Annotated in this window: 20 protein-coding genes; 12 read left to right on the forward strand and 8 right to left on the reverse strand. The window is 56.7% G+C overall.

What is annotated here, in order from left to right; translation table 11 throughout:
- Window positions 1-121: 121 nt before the first annotated feature.
- Window positions 122-1,024, reverse strand: coding sequence for a DMT family transporter (locus tag LCM21_RS00290; protein WP_224888825.1), 903 nt, complete (start codon window positions 1,022-1,024; stop codon window positions 122-124).
- Window positions 1,025-1,119: 95 nt separating this feature from the next.
- Entirely contained in the window at window positions 1,120-2,679 is a 1,560-nt protein-coding gene (guaA, locus tag LCM21_RS00295; RefSeq protein WP_224888826.1) for a glutamine-hydrolyzing GMP synthase, read from the reverse strand.
- Between the two features lie 80 nt (window positions 2,680-2,759).
- Here guaA and LCM21_RS00300 point away from each other — a divergent pair, with 80 nt between their 5' ends.
- Complete coding sequence (locus tag LCM21_RS00300; RefSeq protein WP_224888827.1) at window positions 2,760-3,197, forward strand: GNAT family N-acetyltransferase; 438 nt, start codon at window positions 2,760-2,762, stop codon at window positions 3,195-3,197.
- Window positions 3,198-3,203: 6 nt separating this feature from the next.
- On the opposite strand, the gene LCM21_RS00305 is transcribed toward LCM21_RS00300, so the two are convergent.
- Window positions 3,204-3,905 carry a DUF2270 domain-containing protein gene (locus tag LCM21_RS00305; RefSeq protein WP_224888828.1) on the reverse strand — a complete coding sequence of 234 codons (702 nt, stop codon included), beginning with the start codon at window positions 3,903-3,905 and terminating at the stop codon, window positions 3,204-3,206.
- A gap of 155 nt (window positions 3,906-4,060) precedes the next feature.
- Here LCM21_RS00305 and LCM21_RS00310 point away from each other — a divergent pair, with 155 nt between their 5' ends.
- Window positions 4,061-5,605, forward strand: a complete 1,545-nt coding sequence (locus LCM21_RS00310; RefSeq protein WP_224888829.1) for a trimethylamine methyltransferase family protein — start codon at window positions 4,061-4,063, stop codon at window positions 5,603-5,605.
- On the opposite strand, the gene LCM21_RS00315 is transcribed toward LCM21_RS00310, so the two are convergent.
- Window positions 5,606-5,905 (reverse strand): DUF6477 family protein, encoded by a 300-nt coding sequence (locus LCM21_RS00315; RefSeq protein ID WP_224888830.1) that lies wholly within the window; start codon window positions 5,903-5,905, stop codon window positions 5,606-5,608. It abuts the gene before it with no gap.
- A gap of 241 nt (window positions 5,906-6,146) precedes the next feature.
- Here LCM21_RS00315 and LCM21_RS00320 point away from each other — a divergent pair, with 241 nt between their 5' ends.
- Window positions 6,147-7,256: a DUF6456 domain-containing protein gene (locus LCM21_RS00320; RefSeq protein ID WP_224888831.1), complete on the forward strand. Its 1,110-nt coding sequence runs from the start codon at window positions 6,147-6,149 to the stop codon at window positions 7,254-7,256.
- A 146-nt stretch (window positions 7,257-7,402) separates the two neighbouring features.
- Here the strand turns inward: LCM21_RS00320 and LCM21_RS00325 are convergent, their stop codons facing one another.
- Window positions 7,403-7,951, reverse strand: a complete 549-nt coding sequence (locus LCM21_RS00325; RefSeq protein WP_224888832.1) for a peroxiredoxin — start codon at window positions 7,949-7,951, stop codon at window positions 7,403-7,405.
- Window positions 7,952-8,213: 262 nt separating this feature from the next.
- Between LCM21_RS00325 and lipA the strand changes: the two genes are divergently transcribed.
- Both lipA and LCM21_RS00335 read left to right on the forward strand, forming a co-directional pair.
- A complete protein-coding gene (gene lipA, locus LCM21_RS00330) occupies window positions 8,214-9,164 on the forward strand; it encodes a lipoyl synthase (protein ID WP_068335147.1) in 951 nt (316 codons plus the stop codon).
- A complete protein-coding gene (locus LCM21_RS00335) occupies window positions 9,161-10,318 on the forward strand; it encodes an amidohydrolase (RefSeq protein WP_224888833.1) in 1,158 nt (385 codons plus the stop codon). Before lipA ends, LCM21_RS00335 begins: the two co-directional genes overlap by 4 nt.
- Here the strand turns inward: LCM21_RS00335 and hpt are convergent.
- Window positions 10,305-10,847, reverse strand: coding sequence for a hypoxanthine phosphoribosyltransferase (gene hpt, locus LCM21_RS00340; RefSeq protein ID WP_224888834.1), 543 nt, complete (start codon window positions 10,845-10,847; stop codon window positions 10,305-10,307). The genes LCM21_RS00335 and hpt overlap by 14 nt on opposite strands.
- 72 nt (window positions 10,848-10,919) lie before the next feature.
- Between hpt and LCM21_RS00345 the strand changes: the two genes are divergently transcribed.
- Both LCM21_RS00345 and LCM21_RS00350 read left to right on the forward strand, forming a co-directional pair.
- Window positions 10,920-11,366: a type II toxin-antitoxin system RatA family toxin gene (locus tag LCM21_RS00345; protein WP_068335328.1), complete on the forward strand. Its 447-nt coding sequence runs from the start codon at window positions 10,920-10,922 to the stop codon at window positions 11,364-11,366.
- Window positions 11,367-11,403: 37 nt separating this feature from the next.
- On the forward strand, window positions 11,404-12,699 hold the full coding sequence (locus LCM21_RS00350) for an MmgE/PrpD family protein (RefSeq protein WP_224888835.1): 1,296 nt from the start codon (window positions 11,404-11,406) through the stop codon (window positions 12,697-12,699).
- On the opposite strand, the gene pyrC is transcribed toward LCM21_RS00350, so the two are convergent.
- The gene (gene pyrC, locus LCM21_RS00355) at window positions 12,696-13,733 is read right to left on the reverse strand and encodes a dihydroorotase (RefSeq protein WP_224888836.1); all 1,038 of its coding nucleotides are present in this window, start codon (window positions 13,731-13,733) and stop codon (window positions 12,696-12,698) included. The two genes, LCM21_RS00350 and pyrC, sit on opposite strands and share 4 nt — an antisense overlap.
- Before the next feature lie 135 nt (window positions 13,734-13,868).
- Here pyrC and LCM21_RS00360 point away from each other — a divergent pair, with 135 nt between their 5' ends.
- Window positions 13,869-14,777 carry an AAA family ATPase gene (locus LCM21_RS00360; RefSeq protein WP_224888837.1) on the forward strand — a complete coding sequence of 303 codons (909 nt, stop codon included), beginning with the start codon at window positions 13,869-13,871 and terminating at the stop codon, window positions 14,775-14,777.
- The gene (locus tag LCM21_RS00365) at window positions 14,777-16,045 is read left to right on the forward strand and encodes a vWA domain-containing protein (RefSeq protein ID WP_224888838.1); all 1,269 of its coding nucleotides are present in this window, start codon (window positions 14,777-14,779) and stop codon (window positions 16,043-16,045) included. The genes LCM21_RS00360 and LCM21_RS00365 overlap by 1 nt, the downstream gene beginning before the upstream one ends.
- Here LCM21_RS00365 and LCM21_RS00370 read toward each other — a convergent pair.
- Window positions 16,037-16,528: a hypothetical protein gene (locus tag LCM21_RS00370; protein WP_224889699.1), complete on the reverse strand. Its 492-nt coding sequence runs from the start codon at window positions 16,526-16,528 to the stop codon at window positions 16,037-16,039. The two genes, LCM21_RS00365 and LCM21_RS00370, sit on opposite strands and share 9 nt — an antisense overlap.
- A 243-nt stretch (window positions 16,529-16,771) precedes the next feature.
- Between LCM21_RS00370 and LCM21_RS00375 the strand changes: the two genes are divergently transcribed.
- From LCM21_RS00375 to LCM21_RS00385, 3 genes are all read left to right on the forward strand, one after another.
- On the forward strand, window positions 16,772-17,740 hold the full coding sequence (locus tag LCM21_RS00375) for an XdhC family protein (protein WP_224888839.1): 969 nt from the start codon (window positions 16,772-16,774) through the stop codon (window positions 17,738-17,740).
- Window positions 17,737-18,735, forward strand: coding sequence for a molybdopterin-binding protein (locus LCM21_RS00380; protein ID WP_224888840.1), 999 nt, complete (start codon window positions 17,737-17,739; stop codon window positions 18,733-18,735). Before LCM21_RS00375 ends, LCM21_RS00380 begins: the two co-directional genes overlap by 4 nt.
- Before the next feature lie 139 nt (window positions 18,736-18,874).
- A complete protein-coding gene (locus LCM21_RS00385) occupies window positions 18,875-19,360 on the forward strand; it encodes a (2Fe-2S)-binding protein (RefSeq protein WP_224888841.1) in 486 nt (161 codons plus the stop codon).
- Window positions 19,361-19,417 lie beyond the last annotated feature (57 nt).

The raw sequence follows: 19,417 nt of genomic DNA on the forward strand, positions 1-19,417 counted from the left end.
TCCTCCCTAAACTTGTCCTGTAAGTTCGGTCCGATAATCCGAGTGGTGATGATCGACCTTGTCTTTCGTGCTCGATACTTTCTCAAGCTTTACCTTACCGTCAACTAGTGACGGTGCGTTATCAGCGGTGAGTGTGGCCCGAATCTGTTGCTAATCTGCTACGATTCTCGGCGTGGACGTTCAGAAAGATACCCGAAAAGATCACCGCGGCCCCCAAAAGCGTCCAGTGATCCAGCGGTTCTTGATACAGAATCATGCCGACCACCGCGATTGTGGGCAGGCGGGCAAAGTCGAACGGGACAACCACGGTTGCCGGGGCGATGGCCAGAGCGTTCGCGATACAGTAATGCGCCAACAGGCCCGCGAGACCGACAAGTATAAGGAAGGGTGCTGTATTAAGTGTCGGCAGAGCAATCTGTCCGTCGATGCCCGAGGCGATCAGCCCAAGGACCGCTTGCATAACAGTTAACCAAAACATAATGCAGCCGATACTGGCAAATTGGGTCAATTTCTTTGTGGAAATCGTTGTAAGAGCGAAGAAAACCGCCGAAAGTGCCGCAGCCAGAACGCCAGCATTCAAAGGGACAGCGCCGGGTCTTGCAACGATCAGAATACCGGCGAAACCGATCAGCGCGGAAAGAGCCCGTACCGAGGTCAACCGTTCACCTAACAAAAGCGGCGACAGCAGAATAACCCAAATCGGCTGGGTAAACTCCAGCGCAAAAACCTGTGCCAGTGGAATCACGGACACGGCGTAGAACCAAAGGTTCTGTCCCGTGAAGTGAATCAAGTTTCGAATTCCGTGAAGCCCTAACCTATGTGTCGAGACCTGCGTCCATTTCCGTGTCAGCGTCAGAAACAAGGCCACGACGCATATGCCCACCAAGCTGCGGTAAAACATGATTTCGAACGTGTCATGCGTTACGCTGAGCTCGCGACCAGCAACGGCCATCGAGGAGAATGAGGCAATCGCCCCGGTCATCCAAAGCGCGGCCTTGCCAATCTGCGGTTTGCTACTGTCCATCTTCCTGCCTTAGGGGCACTCGGGAATCCGAAGTGCAATCTATGGGTTTCTGGCGGGGTTTAAACAAACAATGTCGCGACGAAGCCACGCTATAGTTATTCCCATTCGATCGTGCCCGGAGGTTTCGAAGTGATGTCATAGGTGCATCGGTTGATGCCCTTGACCTCATTGATGATGCGCGTGGCGGTCTCGCCAAGGAATTCATGGCTGAACGGGTAGTAGTCGGCGGTCATGCCATCGACGGACGTGACGGCACGTAATGCGCAGGCATAGTCATAAGTCCGCCCATCGCCCATCACACCGACGGTTCTAACCGGAAGAATTGCCACGAAAGCCTGCCAAATCTCATCATAAAGACCGTGTTTGCGAATTTGGTCGATATAGATCGCGTCCGCCTCGCGCAGAATGTCCAGCTTTTCACGCGTGATCTCGCCTGGGCAGCGGATCGCCAGCCCCGGTCCGGGGAAGGGGTGGCGGCCGATAAAGCTGTCGGGCAGGCCAAGCTCGCGTCCCAAGGCACGCACTTCGTCCTTGAAAAGCTCGCGCAGGGGTTCAACAAGTTTCAGCCCCATCTTCTCGGGCAGACCACCCACATTGTGGTGTGACTTGATAGTGACCGACGGACCACCCGAGAACGACACAGACTCGATTACGTCCGGATAGAGTGTGCCTTGGGCCAGAAACTCGGCCCCCTCGATCGTATCGGCATGTTTCTGGAACACGTCGATGAACAGCTTGCCGATGATCTTGCGCTTGGTTTCGGGGTCGGATTGGCCGTCTAGTTCGCCCAGAAACAACTCGCTTTCATCGGCGTGAATGAGCTGAATGTTGTAGTTGTCGCGGAACATGCCGACGACTTCCTGTGCTTCGTTCTTACGCAACAGGCCGTGGTCCACGAATACGCAAGTAAGCTGATCCCCGATCGCCTCGTGAATAAGGATCGCCGCGACCGAGCTATCGACGCCGCCGGACAGGCCGCAAATGACCTTTTTGTCACCGACCTGCTCGCGGATCTTGCGGATCATTTCGTCGCGGTAAGCACCCATTGTCCAGTCACCGCTGAAACCGGCGAGTTTGACAAAGTTTTCGTACAGTTTTGCGCCTTTGGGTGTGTGATGCACCTCGGGGTGGAACTGGACTGCATAGAAATGGCGGTCCGTGTCGGCAGTGATTGCAAAGGGCGCATTTGGCGAGGTGCCGAACACCTCGAACCCCGGAGCGATTTGACTGACATGGTCACCGTGGCTCATCCAGACTTGTTCATTTCCGTCGGCGAACCAACCGTTCAGGATGTCCAGATCACCGGTGGGAGTGACGAATGCCCGACCGAACTCAGCCGTGCCGTGGCCACTTTCGACCTTGCCGCCCAATTGGTGCATCATCACCTGTTGGCCATAGCAGATACCAAGGATTGGCACGCCATAATCAAAAATCTCTTGCGGAGCACGCGGGGATCCTTCGCGCGTGACGCTGTCCGGCCCGCCCGAGAAAATCACGGCCTTGGGCGCCATGTCGCGCACAAAGTCCATCGTGACATTCTGATAGGGATGGATTTCGCAGTATACGTTTAACTCGCGCAGGCGACGTGCAATCAACTGCGTCACCTGGCTGCCGAAGTCGATGATGAGAAGGCGGTCATGGGATGTCTGGCTCATGACTGGCTCTTAGGTCGCGTGGCGGGTATGTGCAAGCGTTATGAGGGCGTTTTCAGCGCAATGCTGAGGGAGAATGAAGAATGTCGGCCATTCGTTTCATGGATGCAACGCAGAACGACGTCGAGGCGATAGTTGACTGCATATCTGCGGCTTATGCCAAGGCGCGGGAAACTATAGATGATCTGCCCGATGTGACGGCAGGCATCGCGCAGGAGATTGCGGATCACCACGTGCTTCTGGCCCGCATAGGTGAGCGATTGGTAGGCGTGGTGATATTCGCCAGAAAAAACACGGCGATGAAAGTTATCAATTTGGCCGTCTCGCCAAAGACGCAAGGGCAGGGGATTGCCGCACAGCTACTGGCGAAAGTTGAGGACGTGGCAAAAGACTGTGATTGCAGCCACATGGAACTGCGCACCCATCGCCTGATGCTGGACACGCGTGCGATCTATTCGCATCTTGGTTGGGTTCAGACGGAGGTCGACGCAAACTCGGTCGCAATGCGAAAAGATCTTTGACCGGGTTCAACCCATAGAATCCGAACTCGACGTTCCGCGCTCTGCGGCGCGGCGCAGGTCGACGCGATAGCTCCAGATGGCAAGGGCGCTCCACGATCCGACGTAAAGTATACCAATGCCGATGATGGCTTCGCCCGGAATTGGCCCGATATCCGCGCGATCAATGAAATTGCGGAAACTCCCTACCGGAGTTGGATGAACGACCAGTTTGCCAATGTGCGCCAATGCCTGAATGATGAGAATCCACAGGTAATTTCTGCGAATGCGTCGCCCGGCAGCAACCCAGAACCCGACGTGATACTTTGGATGCAAATAGTCCTGAGCAAGCACCTTTTGCCAGTTTTCTTCCATGTGCAGATCGCCATCCATCAACATGGGTGCATAGAAATGTGTCTCCATCCACCGGGTACGCGCACGCCAGACGTTGAAGTATCGATAGCGCCGCGCCTCAAGCATCAGAAACAGGATGATTAAAACGCCCACCAATACCAACGGCAGCGGCGAAGCTTCAGGGGAAGAAAACGAGATCGACAGCGCGACACCCAGCGTAACAACGGCCCAGTTCGTCGTTGTGTCCAGTCGAGTACGCCACAATGTGCTCCGGTACACCTCTCCGCGGTACAGATGTGCGACAGCACCGATCTCGGCCGCGGTGAGGGTCGTGCGCACAGTTTCAGATGGCGATGTTGCCTGATCTTGGGTCTTCATTGCATTATCATGCCCGTAGTGCTCATGGCGGTCAAAGTTTTTGGAGATGCTGCGCCCATGTCGCTTTTCCCCCCAGAGCGCCGTAAATCATATGCTGGCGCGTGGCGCAGTCCTGTAACACAACCTCCAAACGAAGTATCAGATGGGATTTTCTCATGGCAGAGGCTAACACCCGGCGCAGAGCCAGAGGCGGCGGTGGCGCCGCCCGCCGCGCCGAGCGCACCGCAGTTCGCATCGAAACGGCGAAGTACATCGAACGGAACATTCCAAATTTCGAAGTTCTGAACGAAGAAGCCTTGGAGATTATTGAAACCAACGCAGAGACCATTCTGGCCGAGGTGGGCGTTAACTTCGTCGACAATCCGGATGCCCTTAAGCGGTGGAAGGATGCCGGCGCCGATGTTGATGGTGAGCGTGTGCGCATTCCGCGCGGACTGGCGCGCGAGCTGATCAAAACCGCCCCCAGTCAGTTCACCCAGCACGCCCGTAACCCGGAGAAATCCGTTGTTATCGGTGGCCGAAACCTTGTTCTGGCACCGGTTTATGGTCCGCCCTTCGTGCGCGATATTCATGGCGGTCGTCGATATGCAACCATGGACGATTTCAACAAGTTCGTGAAACTGGCGTATATGTCCAAATGGCTGCACCATTCGGGCGGAACCGTTTGTGAGCCTACGGACATACCCGTGAACAAGCGTCATCTGGATATGCTGATGGCGCACATGACCTTGTCGGACAAGCCATTCATGGGGTCGGTCACAGATCCCAGCCGGGCGCAGGACTCGGTTGAGATGTGTGAGATACTGTTCGGCAAAGACTTCGTTCAAGAAAACACGGTGATAACTTCGCTGGTCAACATCAACTCTCCGATGACGTTTGACGACGTGATGATGGGGGCGCTTGAGGTTTATGCGAAAAACAACCAGGCCTGCATCATTTCACCGTTTATTGTCGGCGGTGCAATGGCCCCGGTTTCGGTTGCTGGAACGCTGACGCAGGTTCTGGCCGAAGTGCTGGCGGGCATTTCCTATAGCCAGATCATCCGCCCGGGCGCGCCTGCGATCTTCGGCGCATTTGTGACCTCGATCGATATGAACTCCGGCGCGCCGACTTTCGGCACACCCGAGGCATCGCACATTACCTATGGCGCGGGTCAGTTGGCGCGTCGCCTGAACCTGCCATACCGTTCGGCGGGTTCGTTCTGTGGATCAAAGCTGCCCGACGCGCAGGCCGCCTATGAAACGGCGAACTCGCTGAACATGGGGCTGATGGCAGGTGTCAACTTTATGCTGCACTCGTGCGGGTGGCTCGAAGGCGGTCTGGTTGCCGATTTCGAGAAGTTTGTCATGGATGCCGACCAGTTGGGCGTTCTGCATGGTTTGGCCAAAGGTGTGGCCTACGATGAAAACGCGCAGGCTATGGAGGCGATCCGCGAGGTTGGCCCGGGCGGTCACTATCTTGGTTGCGCCCACACTCAGGCGAACTTTAAGGAAGCATTCTGGAAAACAGACTTGCTGGACTACAAGCCCTATGAAACCTGGGAAGACGAAGGCGCGCGCGACACGCGGCAACTGGCCGCCGCGCGGGTCGAGCGTCTGCTGGCCAATTATCAGCAGCCGCAAATCGACCCGGCCATCAATGCCGCATTGCACGAATACGTGGCGGAAAAGAAAGCATCCATGCCGGATGCCTTCACCTGATCATTGATACTGCGCGGCGCGGCTGGCCTGAAACAGCCGCGCCTCGCCCAGCAACGCGATCAGCAGATCAAGATGACGGACCAGCGAATAGGCTGCATCCTCCTCAAGACGCTGTGCGTTGACCTCTCGTTCCATTTCCAACAGTCGTACCAGCGCCGAACCGGTAGAGGGCATGGACCCGTAGCCGAGAATGCGTTGTAGGTACCGATCCCGATCATAGTCCTGCGCCCCTATTTTTGCAGCCCGTGCCAACAGGCGGGGGCGGCGAAGGGTCGTAATCATTGTCATCAGGTCCTGCATTTCGGGGTTCCTTAGTCAGAGTGAATTTACCCCTATATGTTGCACAACCTAAACGGGTGTTGCCTTGATTGGGATCGCGCCGCACTCTGGCTTCATGAGTGTTTATGAATTTGAGACAAATCTGGCACTTGTCTCCGCGGGTTAACGAACAAGTAACGAACGCGACTCTAGTTAGAATTGGTTAACAAATTTACCGGGGGCGATTGAGAACAGATTGTTGGGTCGACAAGGGCAAGTAATCATGCAAAACAACGAGGCTTTCACCATTCCGGCTTGGGTACCAGAGGGGGCGCAAAGATATCTTGCCCACACGGAAACCGGCCAATCGATCCGCGATATTGCGCGATCAGCAGGGTGCCATGCTTCGACCATACTCAGGCAGATCAGGCGCATAGAAACACGCCGGGACGATCCGTTGGTGGATGCCGCGCTGCAGTCCTTAGCCCAAGAGCATTTTGCCGAAACACCAGCCGCATTGGGCAGCACGTTTCATGTGACACAGGAAGAATCCGCCGCTGCAAAGGACGAGGAATTCAACCGCGAGGCGTTGCGGATTCTGCGACGATTGTGCGAAACAGGGGCGGTCCTGGCGGTCGCCGAAGAAATGGACAAGGCTGTGGTCGTACGCGACTTGGGCGAGGGGGGTACAGCCAGAACGGCGGTGGTAGATTGCAGGATCGCGCAGGCTTTGGCCCTGAAAGACTGGATTTCCTGTGACAATCCCGGTCGTATCTCAAGGTATCGGATTTCGTCATCGGGGCGTTCCGCACTCAGCCAATTGATCGCGGATGACGAAAACAAAGCGCGTGCACGCAATGAGTTCGGCATGTCCGAGGCACAAACACCGTTTCAGTCGCAATTTGCGCAAGGCAACAGCGTGACAGCAAACTCACAGCGGTCAAGACGCATTCGCTACTACGCTGCGGAAAGCCCGTTGATCGCATTGGCACGCAGGCGCGACCGCGATGGCAAACCCTTTTTGGATGAAACGCTTGTAGCCGCAGGTGAACGGTTGCGCGAGGATTTCGAGCTGGCGCAGATCGGCCCTCAGGTCGCGCAGAATTGGGATCACTTCCTGACAGCAGGCGGGCGCGGCAGCTTCGGGCCCGACTCGCACGGCGGGCAAGGGGCCTCAGATGCACGTAAACGCGTTGAGCACGCTTTGTCGGATCTTGGTCCGGGGCTAAGCGACGTGGCGCTGCGGTGCTGTTGCTATCTTGAGGGGTTGGAGCTTGCTGAAAAGCGCATGGGCTGGTCAGCGCGTTCAGGCAAGATCGTGCTGCGGATCGCATTACAAAGGCTCAAGCGGCACTACGAAAGCCAGTCGGAACGAAACCGAATGATAGGGTGATCTGCTTGATCGCGTTAAGGGGCTTTGATCTTTTTTGATACCTGAGGTTCTGCGACAAGTTAGTGAAGGTTTTGTTGCTGCCGCGCAGGCCTAAAGACGAAAAGACCCGCCAGCGGCGGGTCTTGAGCAGCAGGTCGGCTACAAGCTTAGGCCAAAGCCGGCTCGTTGGCTTCGTCCAGGTGCTTTTTCAGATTGTCCGGTGAGGACACGCCATATGGATCCTCGGGGCAGTTGTCCATCAGTCCGGGCTCTTCAAACCATGCTTCAACGACACCGTCATTCACGATGGCTGCATAGCGCCAGGAGCGCATGCCAAAGCCCAGATTGTCCTTGTCGACCAACATGCCCATCTTGCGGGTGAATTCACCCGAACCGTCCGGGATGACCTTGACGTTTTCAAGACCCTGATCCTTTGCCCATTTGTTCATGACGAAGCTGTCGTTGACGGACATGCAGTAAATTTCGTCAATGCCTTTTTCCTTGAACTCGGCATAGCCGTTTTCAAACCCCGGAAGCTGATAGGTCGAGCATGTAGGAGTGAAGGCACCGGGCAGCGAAAACAGAATGACGCGCTTGCCGCCAAAGTAATCCGCGGTGGTCTTGTCTTCCCAACGGAACGGATTCTGGCCTTCGATGGCCTCATCACGGACACGGGTGTGAAAGGTTACGTCGGGCAGTTTGGTACCGGATTTCATATTCATGTTCCTGTGATTCACTAGTCTTCGCCCCGCCGTTTAAAAGAGTTCTAAACTGGCTTCAACGCGAATAATGCTGCAAGTGCGAATGAAATTGAGTATATATAAATATGATTATCTGCAAATATTTATGACCATTTTGATAGAGATATGCCGCAACTGCGAACTGCGCTGTTATGGCAGGTATGCACGGGTGGTGTAGCTAATGGCTGCGGATTATACTATGTCAAAGCGAAACGACCCTAAGTCAGGATAGCCAACCGTGCGTGATCTGAAGATCCCCGAACAACGTCATCCCGAAAAGGCGCATCGTCAGGACAATGCGCAGCCGAAAAAGCCGAAATGGATCCGTGTGAAGGCGCCCGGTGGGAAGGGTTATGCCGAAACGCACAAGATCATGCGGGAAAACAATTTGGTCACCGTCTGCGAAGAGGCCGGGTGCCCGAATGTAGGCGAATGTTGGAGTCAGGGTCACGCCACCATGATGATCATGGGCGAGATTTGTACTCGTGGCTGCACATTCTGCAATATCGCGACTGGCCGTCCGGATTCGTTGGATGTTTTTGAACCTGGCCGAGTTGCGCATGCTGTGCAAAAGCTTGGTCTGAATCATGTCGTCATTACGTCGGTTGACCGGGACGATCTGGATGATGGCGGCGCCGACCATTTCGCTCAGACCATTCGCGCGGTGCGACACCGTTCGCCCAAGACGACGATTGAGATTCTGACTCCGGACTTCTTGAAATGTGATCCTGCGGTCTTGGAGGTAGTCGTCGAAGCAAAGCCGGACGTTTTCAACCACAACCTTGAAACAGTGCCCGGCCTGTACCCCGAGGTACGCCCCGGCGCGCGCTATTTCCACTCGCTGCGGTTGCTACAACGGGTGAAAGAGTTGGACCCGTCAATATTCACCAAATCCGGCATCATGGTTGGCTTGGGTGAAGACGAACAACAGGTTCGGCAGGTAATGGATGATATGCGCGCAGCAGACATTGATTTCCTGACGATCGGTCAATACTTGCAGCCAACCCCGAAGCACCATGGAGTTGACCGTTTTGTCACGCCCGAAGAGTTTGCTTCTTACGAAAAAGCGGCTTACGGCAAGGGCTTCCTGATGGTGTCCGCAACGCCTCTGACCCGTTCATCCTATCACGCCGGAGATGACTTTGCGCGTTTGCGCGAAGCGCGTCAGAAGAAATTGGACCAAGGGTGAACTCGGAAGCAGCGGAGCGGTTGATACGACTGCGCCACGACCTTCACCAATTTCCCGAGATTTCGGGGCAAGAAAAAGAAACGGCCGAAAAGGTCGCGCTCGAACTACGTGCGCTTCGTGCCGATCAGGTGCTGACATCCATCGGCGGTCACGGCGTGGCAGGTGTTTACAACAGTGGGAAAGACGGACCAACCGTTGCCATCCGGTGCGAGCTTGACGGTTTGCCGATACAGGAACTGTCCAACTTGGCGTATCGCTCACGCGTTGCGGGCAACGGGCATCTGTGTGGGCACGACGGACATATGGCAATTGTCCTGGGCGTGGCCGAGCAGCTTGGTCAAAATCGCCCCACGAAAGGCCGAACCGTTCTGATTTTCCAGCCAGCTGAAGAAACCGGGCACGGCGCTATTGCCTATCGCAAGGACCCAAAGTTTTCCCAGATCAAGCCGGACTATGTTTTTTCGCTCCATAACCTTCCGGGCTTGGCATTGGGTGAGGTCGAGCTGTGCGCGGGCCCGGCGAATTGCGCGTCGCGCGGGATGAAAGTGGTTCTGACTGGAAGAACGTCGCATGCCGCGGCACCGCAAGATGGTGTGTCTCCGGCAGCAGCCTTGGCGTTGTTGATGCCGAAATTGGCCGATTTGGGAAAGGGCGGGCCTTTGGACGCAGACTTTGCGCTTACCACCGTGACTCATGCGACCCTTGGTGAGCCAACTTTTGGCATAGCGCCGGGTCGGGCTGAGCTATGGGTTACGCTTCGAGCCGTTGCCGATGCGCGTATGCAAAGCTTGATGGCAGAGGCCGAGGCGCTTGTTGCGCATACCGCCTCGGACCAAGGTCTTGAGTATGAGATCACTTATGAAGACGTCTTTGAGGCTTGTGTAAATGCGCCCGAAGCTGGCGACATTCTACGACAGGCATGTACTGCAACGAACGTGCCATGTGTGCTTACGTCCAGCCCGCAAAAATTTTCCGAGGATTTCGGACAATTCGGGAAAGACGCAAAGGCAGCAATGTTCTGGTTGGGGGCAGGGGTGGACCACCCGCAACTGCACAACCCGGATTACGATTTTCCTGATACCTTGATTTCGATTGGAACCGGGATATTCCTTGCGGCCATTCAGCAGGTGCTGGGTCCGTTTAGTCCCCGGTAAAGCGCACCTTGCCGATAAACGGCAGATTGCGATTGCGCTGCGCGTAGTCGATGCCATAGCCCACAACGAACTCGTCCGGGATTTCGAACCCGATCCAGTCTGAGCGGAAATCAACCTCGCGCCGGCTGGGTTTGTCCAGCAGTGCGATGGATTTCAACCGAGCCGGTTTCCGGCTGCGCAGCAGCTTTGTCACGTGGTTGAGCGTGTGGCCGGTGTCGACAATATCTTCGACCACCAAAACGTCGCGCCCTTCAATTGCGCCACGTAAGTCCTTGAGTATACGAACCTCACGACTGCTTTCCATCGAATCGCCGTAAGAAGAGGCCTCAAGGAAATCGACCTCGATCGGCAGGTCCAGTTCGCGCACGAGGTCAGCAATGAAGACAAAGCTGCCACGAAGCAAACCAACCACGACCAGTTTATCCGTTTCGGCGAATTCGGCGCTGATCTCGCGGCACAGCTCTTCTATCCGGGCGGCGATGGCCTTGGCCGAGATCATCTCATCTATCACATATGCGCGGTCCGTCATCGCAGCCCCCTTGATCTTTGGCGCGCAACATACGACATGACGCGCTATTGTCACCTGCAAATACCGGAAGCCATGCCAACTCATTCGGAAACGCGCCACCTGCCTTACACAGCTCAGCAGATGTACGATTTGATTGCGGACGTGGCGAAGTATCCCGAGTTTTTGCCCTGGTGCGCCGCTGCGCGTATCCGCAGGACATATGCGGCGGGTGAGGCGCACGTCCTTGAGGCGGACCTGATCATCTCATTCAAGGTATTTCGCGAAAGATTTGGCAGCCGGGTGACGCTTTATCCCGATCAAATGAAGATCGACACCGAATATCTTGACGGTCCATTTAAATACATGAAATCCGACTGGCAGTTCGAAGACGCGCCCGACGGTGGTTGCAACGTCTCGTTCCATGTCGATTTTGAATTCAAGAACGCCATCCTTCAGGGCATTATCGGCGTTGTATTCAACGAAGCCATGCACCGGATCGTACATGCATTTGAGACCCGTGCCGCGGATTTGTACCGCTAGGGCTTTACCCGTGTTTACCGGGCGCTAGACTGCGCTCATGACCGATTTTTCCCTATCTCTTGCCACGTTTGCCGCTGGTGCTGTTGAGACAACGCTGCAAACGCGGATCGTTACCTCGTTATCCGTTCTGGACTGGATCGCAGTGGGTCGGGCCGGCGTCACTGAGCCGGTTTCGACAGCTGTGCGAGGTCTTGTGCTGGCCGAGGAAGGTACCGCGCAGGCGCATCTGTTCGGCGGTGGTGCGGCACCCCTTCGTGGGGCGGCTTTGGTCAACGGAACCGTGTCTCATGCGCTAGATTACGACGATACGCATTTTGCGCATATTGGGCATCCATCGGTGGCCATTCTGCCTGCCGCATTGGCTCTGAGCGAATCGGATGACCGCATCCTTGTTGATTTCCTTGAGGCCGCGCTGGTGGGAATGGAGGTCTCAATCCGTATGGGTCTTTGGCTTGGGCGCAACCACTATCAAGCTGGCTTTCATCAGACCGCAACGGCAGGTGCTTTCGGGGCTGCCGTTGCTGCCGGACGCATTCTGCAGTTCGACGTGGATCAGATGCAAAAGGTTCTGGGCCTGACCGCAACCCGTGCATCGGGCCTAAAGGTTCAGTTCGGGACGATGGGTAAACCGTACAATGCGGGACTTGCAGCCTCGAACGGGGTCGAAGCTGCTTTGCTGATTGCTGGGGGGTTCGAACCCAAAATGGAGGCACTCGAAGGGCAGTACGGTTTTGGCGCAACGCATCAGGGTGAGGGTGACCTAAAATCGGCCCTGGACGGGTTGGGTGATGAGTGGCTGTTCGAAAACGTCAGCCACAAATTCCACGCGTGCTGTCACGGCTTGCACGCGGCGCTTGAGGCCGCCCGCGATCTGGACATTGCTGAACCGGAAGTGGCTGAAATCAAGATAAAGACCCACCCAAGGTGGATGAGCGTATGCAACCAAATGGCGCCGACCACAGGATTAGGTGCCAAGTTTTCCTACCGGACCGTCATCGCGATGCAAGCGCTTGGTTACGATACGGGGGTGCCTGCCAGTTACTTGGAAAAGGTCTGCGCCGATCCCCGGCTGACGTCGTTGCGCGACCGGGTTTCGGTTGAGGCTGACGATACCCTGTCGGAAACACAGGCCCAAGTAACCCTGTTACGTCGCGATGGCGCCCGGCTTGAGGCGACGCATGATCTGTTGGCTCCGGTGGCGCTGTCAGATCGTGAGGATAGGGTTCGGTCTAAAGCGTCCAAATTGATCGGTGCTGAAGAGGCGGATGCGATCTGGTCGATGTTGCGCACCGGAGGCCGCGCCCGCGATCTGGCAAAAATGCTGGCGATTTAAACGACGCGCCAGTGCAATCGGAAGCCCGGGTCGAATACAGTGACCGGACCGTCGCCGGTTTCGATTTTGCTGGGGTACTCCACCGGTTCGCCTTTGGTCAGCGTGATCGTTTCCTCGTTGACCGGCAGGCCATAAAACGCTGGACCGTTCAACGAAACGAACCCTTCCAGCTTATCCATCGCGCTTTCACGGTCGAACATTTCGGCCACCAGTGACATTGTATTGGTCGCGGTGAAACAACCTGCGCACCCACAAGCCATTTCTTTGTTGTCGTCCGTATGCGGCGCACTGTCGGTGCCCAGGAAGTACCGTTTGTCACCCGAGGTCGCGGCAGCCAACAGCGCAAGGCGGTGATCCTCTCGCTTCGCAACAGGCAGGCAGTAGTAATGCGGTTTGATGCCGCCCACCAGAATGTGGTTGCGGTTGATGATCAGGTGATGCGCGGTAATGGTTGCGCCAAGATCCGCTTCGTGGGCTTTGACGTATTCGACGCCGTTGCTGGTTGTGATGTGCTCCATCACAACACGCAGACCCGGTGTGGCTTTGCGGATAGGGTCAAGCACGCGGTCGATGAACACAGCTTCACGGTCGAAAATGTCGATTTCTGGGTCCGTGACTTCGCCGTGAACGCACAGTGGCAGACCAATCTCTGCCATCTTATCCAGCACCGAACGGACCTTGTCGAAATCACGCACACCCGACTGTGAATTGGTCGTTGCGCCGGCCGGGTAGAGCTTGACCGCTTTGACCAAACCGCTCGCATGGGCGGCGGCCACGTCCTCGGCGTCGGTGTCTTCCGTCAGATAGAGTGTCATCAGCGGCTCGAACGTCATGTCGGCGGGCAGGGCCGCCATGATTCGATCCCGGTAGGCCGCCGCCTGATCGCCACGCACAACGGGTGGAACGAGGTTTGGCATAACGATTGCCCGGGCAAAGTGACGCGCGGTTTCGGGCAGGACGGCCTGCAACATCGCGCCATCGCGCAAATGCAAGTGCCAGTCATCGGGGCGGCGGATCGTGATGCTATCGGTCATGCCGCATCCGCTAGCACAGTGGCCGTGTCCCGAAAACCCCTTGTCGTCGGGCTGGATCACCGTACGTCCCGGAAAGAGGGTGGTCTTGACGCACGCGTGCTGCCGTGACCTTTTGTGCCGAGGGAGAGACATGACATGACACATCCAGATTCTATTGACGCAGTTCAGGAAATGCTTGGGACGCAGGGCTACGTCTGCGGTCGCGCCTTGGCGACCGTCGTGTTCCTCTCGCTGAAATTGGGGCGTCCGCTGTTTCTGGAGGGCGAGGCTGGAGTCGGCAAAACCGAGATCGCCAAGGCGCTGGCTTCAGGGTTGAACCGGCGCCTGATCCGATTGCAGTGCTACGAAGGGCTTGATGCATCCTCGGCGGTGTACGAATGGAATTTCCCTGCGCAGATGGTGGCGATCCGAACGGCCGAGGCTGCAGGCGGGGCTGATCGCGGTGCGCTACAGTCCGAGCTGTTTTCCGACGAATACCTTGTCGAACGTCCGCTTTTGCAAGCCATGCGTCCGGATGAAAATGGCGCACCTGTCCTGTTGATAGATGAGCTTGATCGAACCGATGAACCGTTCGAGGCTTTCCTGCTGGAAGCCCTCAGTGATTTTCAGGTCACCATTCCAGAACTGGGTACCGTCAAAGCGCCTGAACCGCCTATCGTGATCGTGACGTCGAACCGGACGCGTGAGGTTCACGATGCGCTGAAACGCCGTTGTCTTTATCATTGGGTCGACTACCCCGATTTCGACCGTGAGATCGAAATCCTCCACGCCCGCGCGCCTGAAGCTGCCGAGGCGCTTAGCCGAGAGGTGGTTGCATTTGTTCAACGCCTGCGGACTGAAGATCTGTTCAAAAAGCCCGGTGTCGCCGAAACGATCGACTGGGCGAAATGCCTGCTTGCGCTGGATGTGATCAACCTCAGCCCCGAAGTTATTGGCGATACGCTGGGTGCGATCCTGAAGTATCAGGATGACATTCAGAAACTGCAAGGGTCTGAGGCGAAACGGATTCTGGATCAGGCGAAAGCCGACCTGGAACCAGTTTGATGGCTGAGCAGCTTGCGCTGGATATCCCTGACAACCCAAAGCTGGCGCAGAACATTACCCATTTTGCACGCGCCTTGCGGAAGGCTGGCTTACCCATTGGAACCGGGCGGGTTGTTGACGCGATCCGTGCGGTCCAGGCGGCAGGTTTCACCAAGAAGACAGATTTCTACTGGACCCTGCACGCCTGTTTCGTGAACCGTCCGGAGCATCGCACTGTGTTTGCGCAGGTGTTCCGCCTCTATTGGCGCGACCCGAGGTATCTTGAGCATATGATGTCCATGATGCTGCCCGCCATCCGTGGTGTGCAGGAAGACCGAAAGGCTGACGCCGCGGAAAAGCGCGCGGCCGAGGCTTTGCTTGAAGGTGTGGAACGCGACCTGCCAGAGGCGTCCGAGCAGGAAGAAGAGACAGAGTTAGAAATTGATGCCTCGCAGACCGCCTCGTCCGAAGAGCGCCTGCGTAGTCTGGATTTCGAACAGATGAGCACGGCTGAGATCGCGCAGGCCAAACGGATGCTGGCGCGACTAACGCTGCCGGTGAAACCCATCGAGTCACGGCGCGGTCAGGCCAGCCATTTGGGTCATAGGATTGATCGTGCCCGAACCTTGCGCGCGGCGATGCGTCAGGGTGGTGAGCTTCGCGATATCGCGCGCCTCAAGCCGAAGCCGCGATGGCCAAACCTTGTGGTGCTCTGCGATATCTCTGGGTCGATGAGCCAATACAGTCGGATGATCCTGCATTTCCTGCATACTGTCTCGAACGCGAAAGGTGCAGGTTGGGCCAAGGTACATGCGTTCACCTTCGGCACCCGTCTGACCAATATCACCCGCCATTTGCAACAGCGCGACGTTGACGCAGCACTTGCCGCAGCCGGTGCCGAGGCGCAGGATTGGGAAGGGGGAACACGGATCGGGGAGTGTCTGCATGCGTTCAACCGCGACTGGTCGCGCCGGGTTATGGGACAGGGTGCGGTCGTGCTGTTGATCTCGGACGGTTTGGATCGGGGCGACCCCGATGCGCTTGGGAAAGAGATGGAGCGCTTGCACCTCTCCGCGCGGCGCCTGATCTGGCTTAACCCGCTCTTGCGTTGGGATGGGTTTGCGCCAAAGGCCCATGGTGTTGCTGCGATGTTGCCGCATGTCGACAGTTTTCGCGCGGGGCACTCTATTGCTTCATTGGAAGGTCTGGCCGCCGTCATCTCGAAACCTGATGATATGGGTGAGAAAGCGCGGCTTATGACCGCGCTTTCGGGGGGAACATCAGCTTAGTTGTTCTTCGTTGCACTTGCGTGCCATCTCCATGGCTTTGAACGTACCGGTGAGATCGACGGTGAACGCGAATTCCTTCTCGGGGAACACGACCATGACCTTCTGCTTGGCGATATCATCCGCGAATTGAGGATCGTCAGACAGAACATAACCGCCGGAGTATCCTTTGGTGATATTGCCCCTCATGCCGGTTGCTTCACCGACATAAACGTTATCACCTAAAAGAATCGCCACGGCCTCGGTCTCGCCACGTTTGATGTCGGTCTCGGCCTTAGTAAAGACGCCCACATATCCAACGCTTCGATCTTCGGTCAAACCCATCTGAACCACGTTTTCTGCGTCATCTACGGCCTCGATCAAACAGGTTTTCTTGTCTTGGTCCACGAAGACCTTCCAACCTTCGACTTCTCCGTAACGCAGGAACGTGTCCGCGTTTGCTGCGCTTGAGGCCAGCAGGCCGATTGCCATTCCGAGAGTGAACACACGTTTCAAGTCTCTGTCTCCCTGTTGTGAAATGAGTATATGAATACGAGAATTACTGATGATCGTATGAAGGCTAGAATCGCATGATCTGGCAATCAATACTTTGCGAGACCGAAGAAAATCTAAGCTGAAAAGCGCCTAGACTTTGGATTTTTTGAGCCCATGCAAACAGTTGAAAGCCAGTGTTCCTTTTCATCCGGCCAAACCTGCTTATGTTGGACCTGAACGTTTCGGGAGGGTGCAATGGACAGATTCGACAATGGCCCTGAAACCGCATTGAGTTGGCACAGCGACGGCAAGCCGGTTGCGCTGGCTACGGTTGTTGAGACCTGGGGCAGCGCGCCGCGCCGTGTTGGCGCCCAGCTGGTGATCGGCGGGGATGGCCGTATGGAAGGCTCGGTCTCGGGGGGCTGTGTCGAAGGCGCTGTCGTGGTTGAAGCGCTTGAGGCGATCGATGAAGGCGAAGCACGTCTGTTGGAATTTGGTGTCAGCGATGAGGACGCCTTTGCCGTGGGGCTGGCCTGTGGGGGCACGATCCGTGTTCTGGTAGAACCGGTCGGCACAGTACTGCCCGAACCAATGCTGCGCGAATTGGTCGAGGCCCGCGCCCGGCGTGAGCCTGTGGCTTATGAGGTGAACATCGAAACCGGCCACCGGGCTTTGCATCACAATGCCTATCCGGATCGCCTGCGCATGGATCGTTCGGGTTTCGAGGAAGATGGTCAAACTTTCGTTGCCGTCCACAACCCTCCGCTCCGGTTAATTGTCGTCGGTGCAGTGCACATTGCGCAGGCGTTGGTGCCGATGGCGCGAATCGCGGGCTATGATCCGTTCATCGTTGACCCGCGCGAAGCTTTCGCATCGAGCAGCCGTTTTCCCGGCGAGACGATTCTGACGGATTGGCCCGATGAAGCGGTCGCCAAACTTGGCATGGACGCGCGTACTGCCGTGGTGTTATTGACGCATGATCCGAAACTGGATGACCCGGCGTTGCAATCCGCGCTTGAGGCGGGCGTTTTCTATATCGGTGCCTTGGGATCGACACGAACGCACGCAAAACGGATCGAGCGGATGAAGGAGGCCGGCTTCACCGACACCCAGATCGCGCGTATTCATGGCCCAATCGGATTGGATATCGGGGCTGCAGATCCATCGGAAATCGCTGTCGCCATTCTGGCGCAGATGACTGCCGTGTTACGAGGTAAAGCGTGAAGTTCGGCCCTGTTCCCATTGATCAGGCTGGCGGGGCCATTCTGGCCCATTCCGTGAAAGCCGGGGACACGAAGCTGCGTAAAGGGATTGTTCTGACGCCTGAACATCAGGCGCGTCTGACTGCAGCGGGATATGAAACTGTAATAGTTGCACAGCTTGACCCAGGAGATTGTCACGAAGACAAGGCGGCCGGAATGCTGGCTGACGCGTTGGTGCCAGACGCAAAGGGTGCTGCCTTGAAGGTGACGAAGCCGTTCACGGGCCGTGTTAACCTGCTGGCAGAGGGGCCGGGTGTCGCGGTTCTGGACGTTTCCGCGCTTGAAGCCTTCAACCTGGTCAACCCAATGATCACAGTTGCCACGGTGCCGCAGTACCAACAGATGACCACCGGCGGCATGGTCGCGACGATCAAGGTTATTTCTTACGCCGTCCCAGAGGGGGATGTGCTGCAGGCCGCTGGGCTTGCGCAGGACGCCATTCGCCTTGCTACGCCGGTCTACAAAAAGGCAGGCCTGATCGTAACCGATATTCCCGGAGGGCCGTCTAACGAAAAGGGCATCGCGGCGATCCGTGGCCGGGTCGAAGCCTTGGGCATGGAGATGAGCGATGTGCGCATCGTGCCCCATGTGACCGATGCACTTGCAAACGCGGTCACCGAAACTCAGGGCGACGTGTTGATGATTCTGACAGGCTCCGCAACCTCGGATGTATCGGATGTTGCGCCCCAGGCTGTGCGAGTCGCAGGCGGGCATGTGGACCGTTTTGGCATGCCGGTCGATCCGGGCAATCTGCTCTTTCTTGGGTCGCTCGGGCAGCGACCGGTGATTGGGTTGCCGGGCTGCGCGCGGTCCCCGGCGTTGAACGGGGCCGATTGGGTCCTGTCCCGTGTCGCCTGTGGGATCGACACAACGGGTGCCGACATCGCCGCGATGGGGGTGGGCGGTCTTCTGAAAGAGATTCCGACCAGGCCACAACCGCGCGCGTCGCGGCGATAATTTGCCTTTGTCTGCCTCCGCGTTACTTTCGGCCGTTAAGTATGCAAGCAGTCAAAGCAATCCCTAAATATTTTTGTTCTCAAACGAAAATTCCCGTGTTTAACTCGGGCAAGGGAGAATTTCATTTTAGGAGGAACGAATGACACAGGTCTCAATGACCGTGAACGGAAAATCCGTGAGCGGTGACGTCGAAGGCCGGACACTGCTGTCCAGCTTTCTGCGGGATCACCTGTCGCTGACGGGCACGCATGTAGGATGTGACACCGCGCAATGTGGCGCATGTGTGGTGCATGTGAATGGCGAGGCGGTAAAGTCATGCAATATGCTGGCGTTGGAGGCTGACGGGGCCGATGTGGGCACCATCGAAGGGCAGGCCAATCCAGACGGATCGCTGAACGTCATACAACAGGCGTTTCAGGATCATCACGGTCTGCAATGCGGATTTTGCACACCGGGCATGGTGATGAGCGCCGCAGCCCTGCTGAAAGAAAATCCGCGCCCGACCGAAGCCGAAATTCGCAAGTACCTTGAAGGCAACCTGTGCCGCTGCACCGGGTATCACAATATCGTTAAGGCGATCATGGCCGCATCCGGTCAGGACGCAGGCAGAATTGCAGCCGAATGATGCCACTGCGGGCGTAGGAGAAAATGCCCGTGGAATGACATAGGGTGCATGAGCATC

This window comes from Ruegeria profundi (genome assembly GCF_020171505.1).
Taxonomy (GTDB): domain Bacteria; phylum Pseudomonadota; class Alphaproteobacteria; order Rhodobacterales; family Rhodobacteraceae; genus Ruegeria; species Ruegeria profundi.

Bases quoted from the DNA above. Each gene is read 5' to 3' on its own strand.
- LCM21_RS00320 (WP_224888831.1), top strand. From the start codon at position 6,147: ATGCAAAACAACGAGGCTTTCACCATTCCGGCTTGGGTACCAGAGGGG.
- LCM21_RS00360 (WP_224888837.1), top strand. From the start codon at position 13,869: ATGACACATCCAGATTCTATTGACGCAGTTCAGGAAATGCTTGGGACG.
- LCM21_RS00345 (WP_068335328.1), top strand. From the start codon at position 10,920: ATGCCAACTCATTCGGAAACGCGCCACCTGCCTTACACAGCTCAGCAG.
- pyrC (WP_224888836.1), bottom strand. From the start codon at position 13,733: ATGACCGATAGCATCACGATCCGCCGCCCCGATGACTGGCACTTGCAT.
- LCM21_RS00325 (WP_224888832.1), bottom strand. From the start codon at position 7,951: ATGAAATCCGGTACCAAACTGCCCGACGTAACCTTTCACACCCGTGTC.
- LCM21_RS00290 (WP_224888825.1), bottom strand. From the start codon at position 1,024: ATGGACAGTAGCAAACCGCAGATTGGCAAGGCCGCGCTTTGGATGACC.
- LCM21_RS00365 (WP_224888838.1), top strand. From the start codon at position 14,777: ATGGCTGAGCAGCTTGCGCTGGATATCCCTGACAACCCAAAGCTGGCG.
- LCM21_RS00305 (WP_224888828.1), bottom strand. From the start codon at position 3,905: ATGAAGACCCAAGATCAGGCAACATCGCCATCTGAAACTGTGCGCACG.
- LCM21_RS00385 (WP_224888841.1), top strand. From the start codon at position 18,875: ATGACACAGGTCTCAATGACCGTGAACGGAAAATCCGTGAGCGGTGAC.
- hpt (WP_224888834.1), bottom strand. From the start codon at position 10,847: ATGACGGACCGCGCATATGTGATAGATGAGATGATCTCGGCCAAGGCC.
- guaA (WP_224888826.1), bottom strand. From the start codon at position 2,679: ATGAGCCAGACATCCCATGACCGCCTTCTCATCATCGACTTCGGCAGC.
- LCM21_RS00300 (WP_224888827.1), top strand. From the start codon at position 2,760: ATGTCGGCCATTCGTTTCATGGATGCAACGCAGAACGACGTCGAGGCG.
- LCM21_RS00315 (WP_224888830.1), bottom strand. From the start codon at position 5,905: ATGCAGGACCTGATGACAATGATTACGACCCTTCGCCGCCCCCGCCTG.
- LCM21_RS00310 (WP_224888829.1), top strand. From the start codon at position 4,061: ATGGCAGAGGCTAACACCCGGCGCAGAGCCAGAGGCGGCGGTGGCGCC.
- LCM21_RS00350 (WP_224888835.1), top strand. From the start codon at position 11,404: ATGACCGATTTTTCCCTATCTCTTGCCACGTTTGCCGCTGGTGCTGTT.
- LCM21_RS00375 (WP_224888839.1), top strand. From the start codon at position 16,772: ATGGACAGATTCGACAATGGCCCTGAAACCGCATTGAGTTGGCACAGC.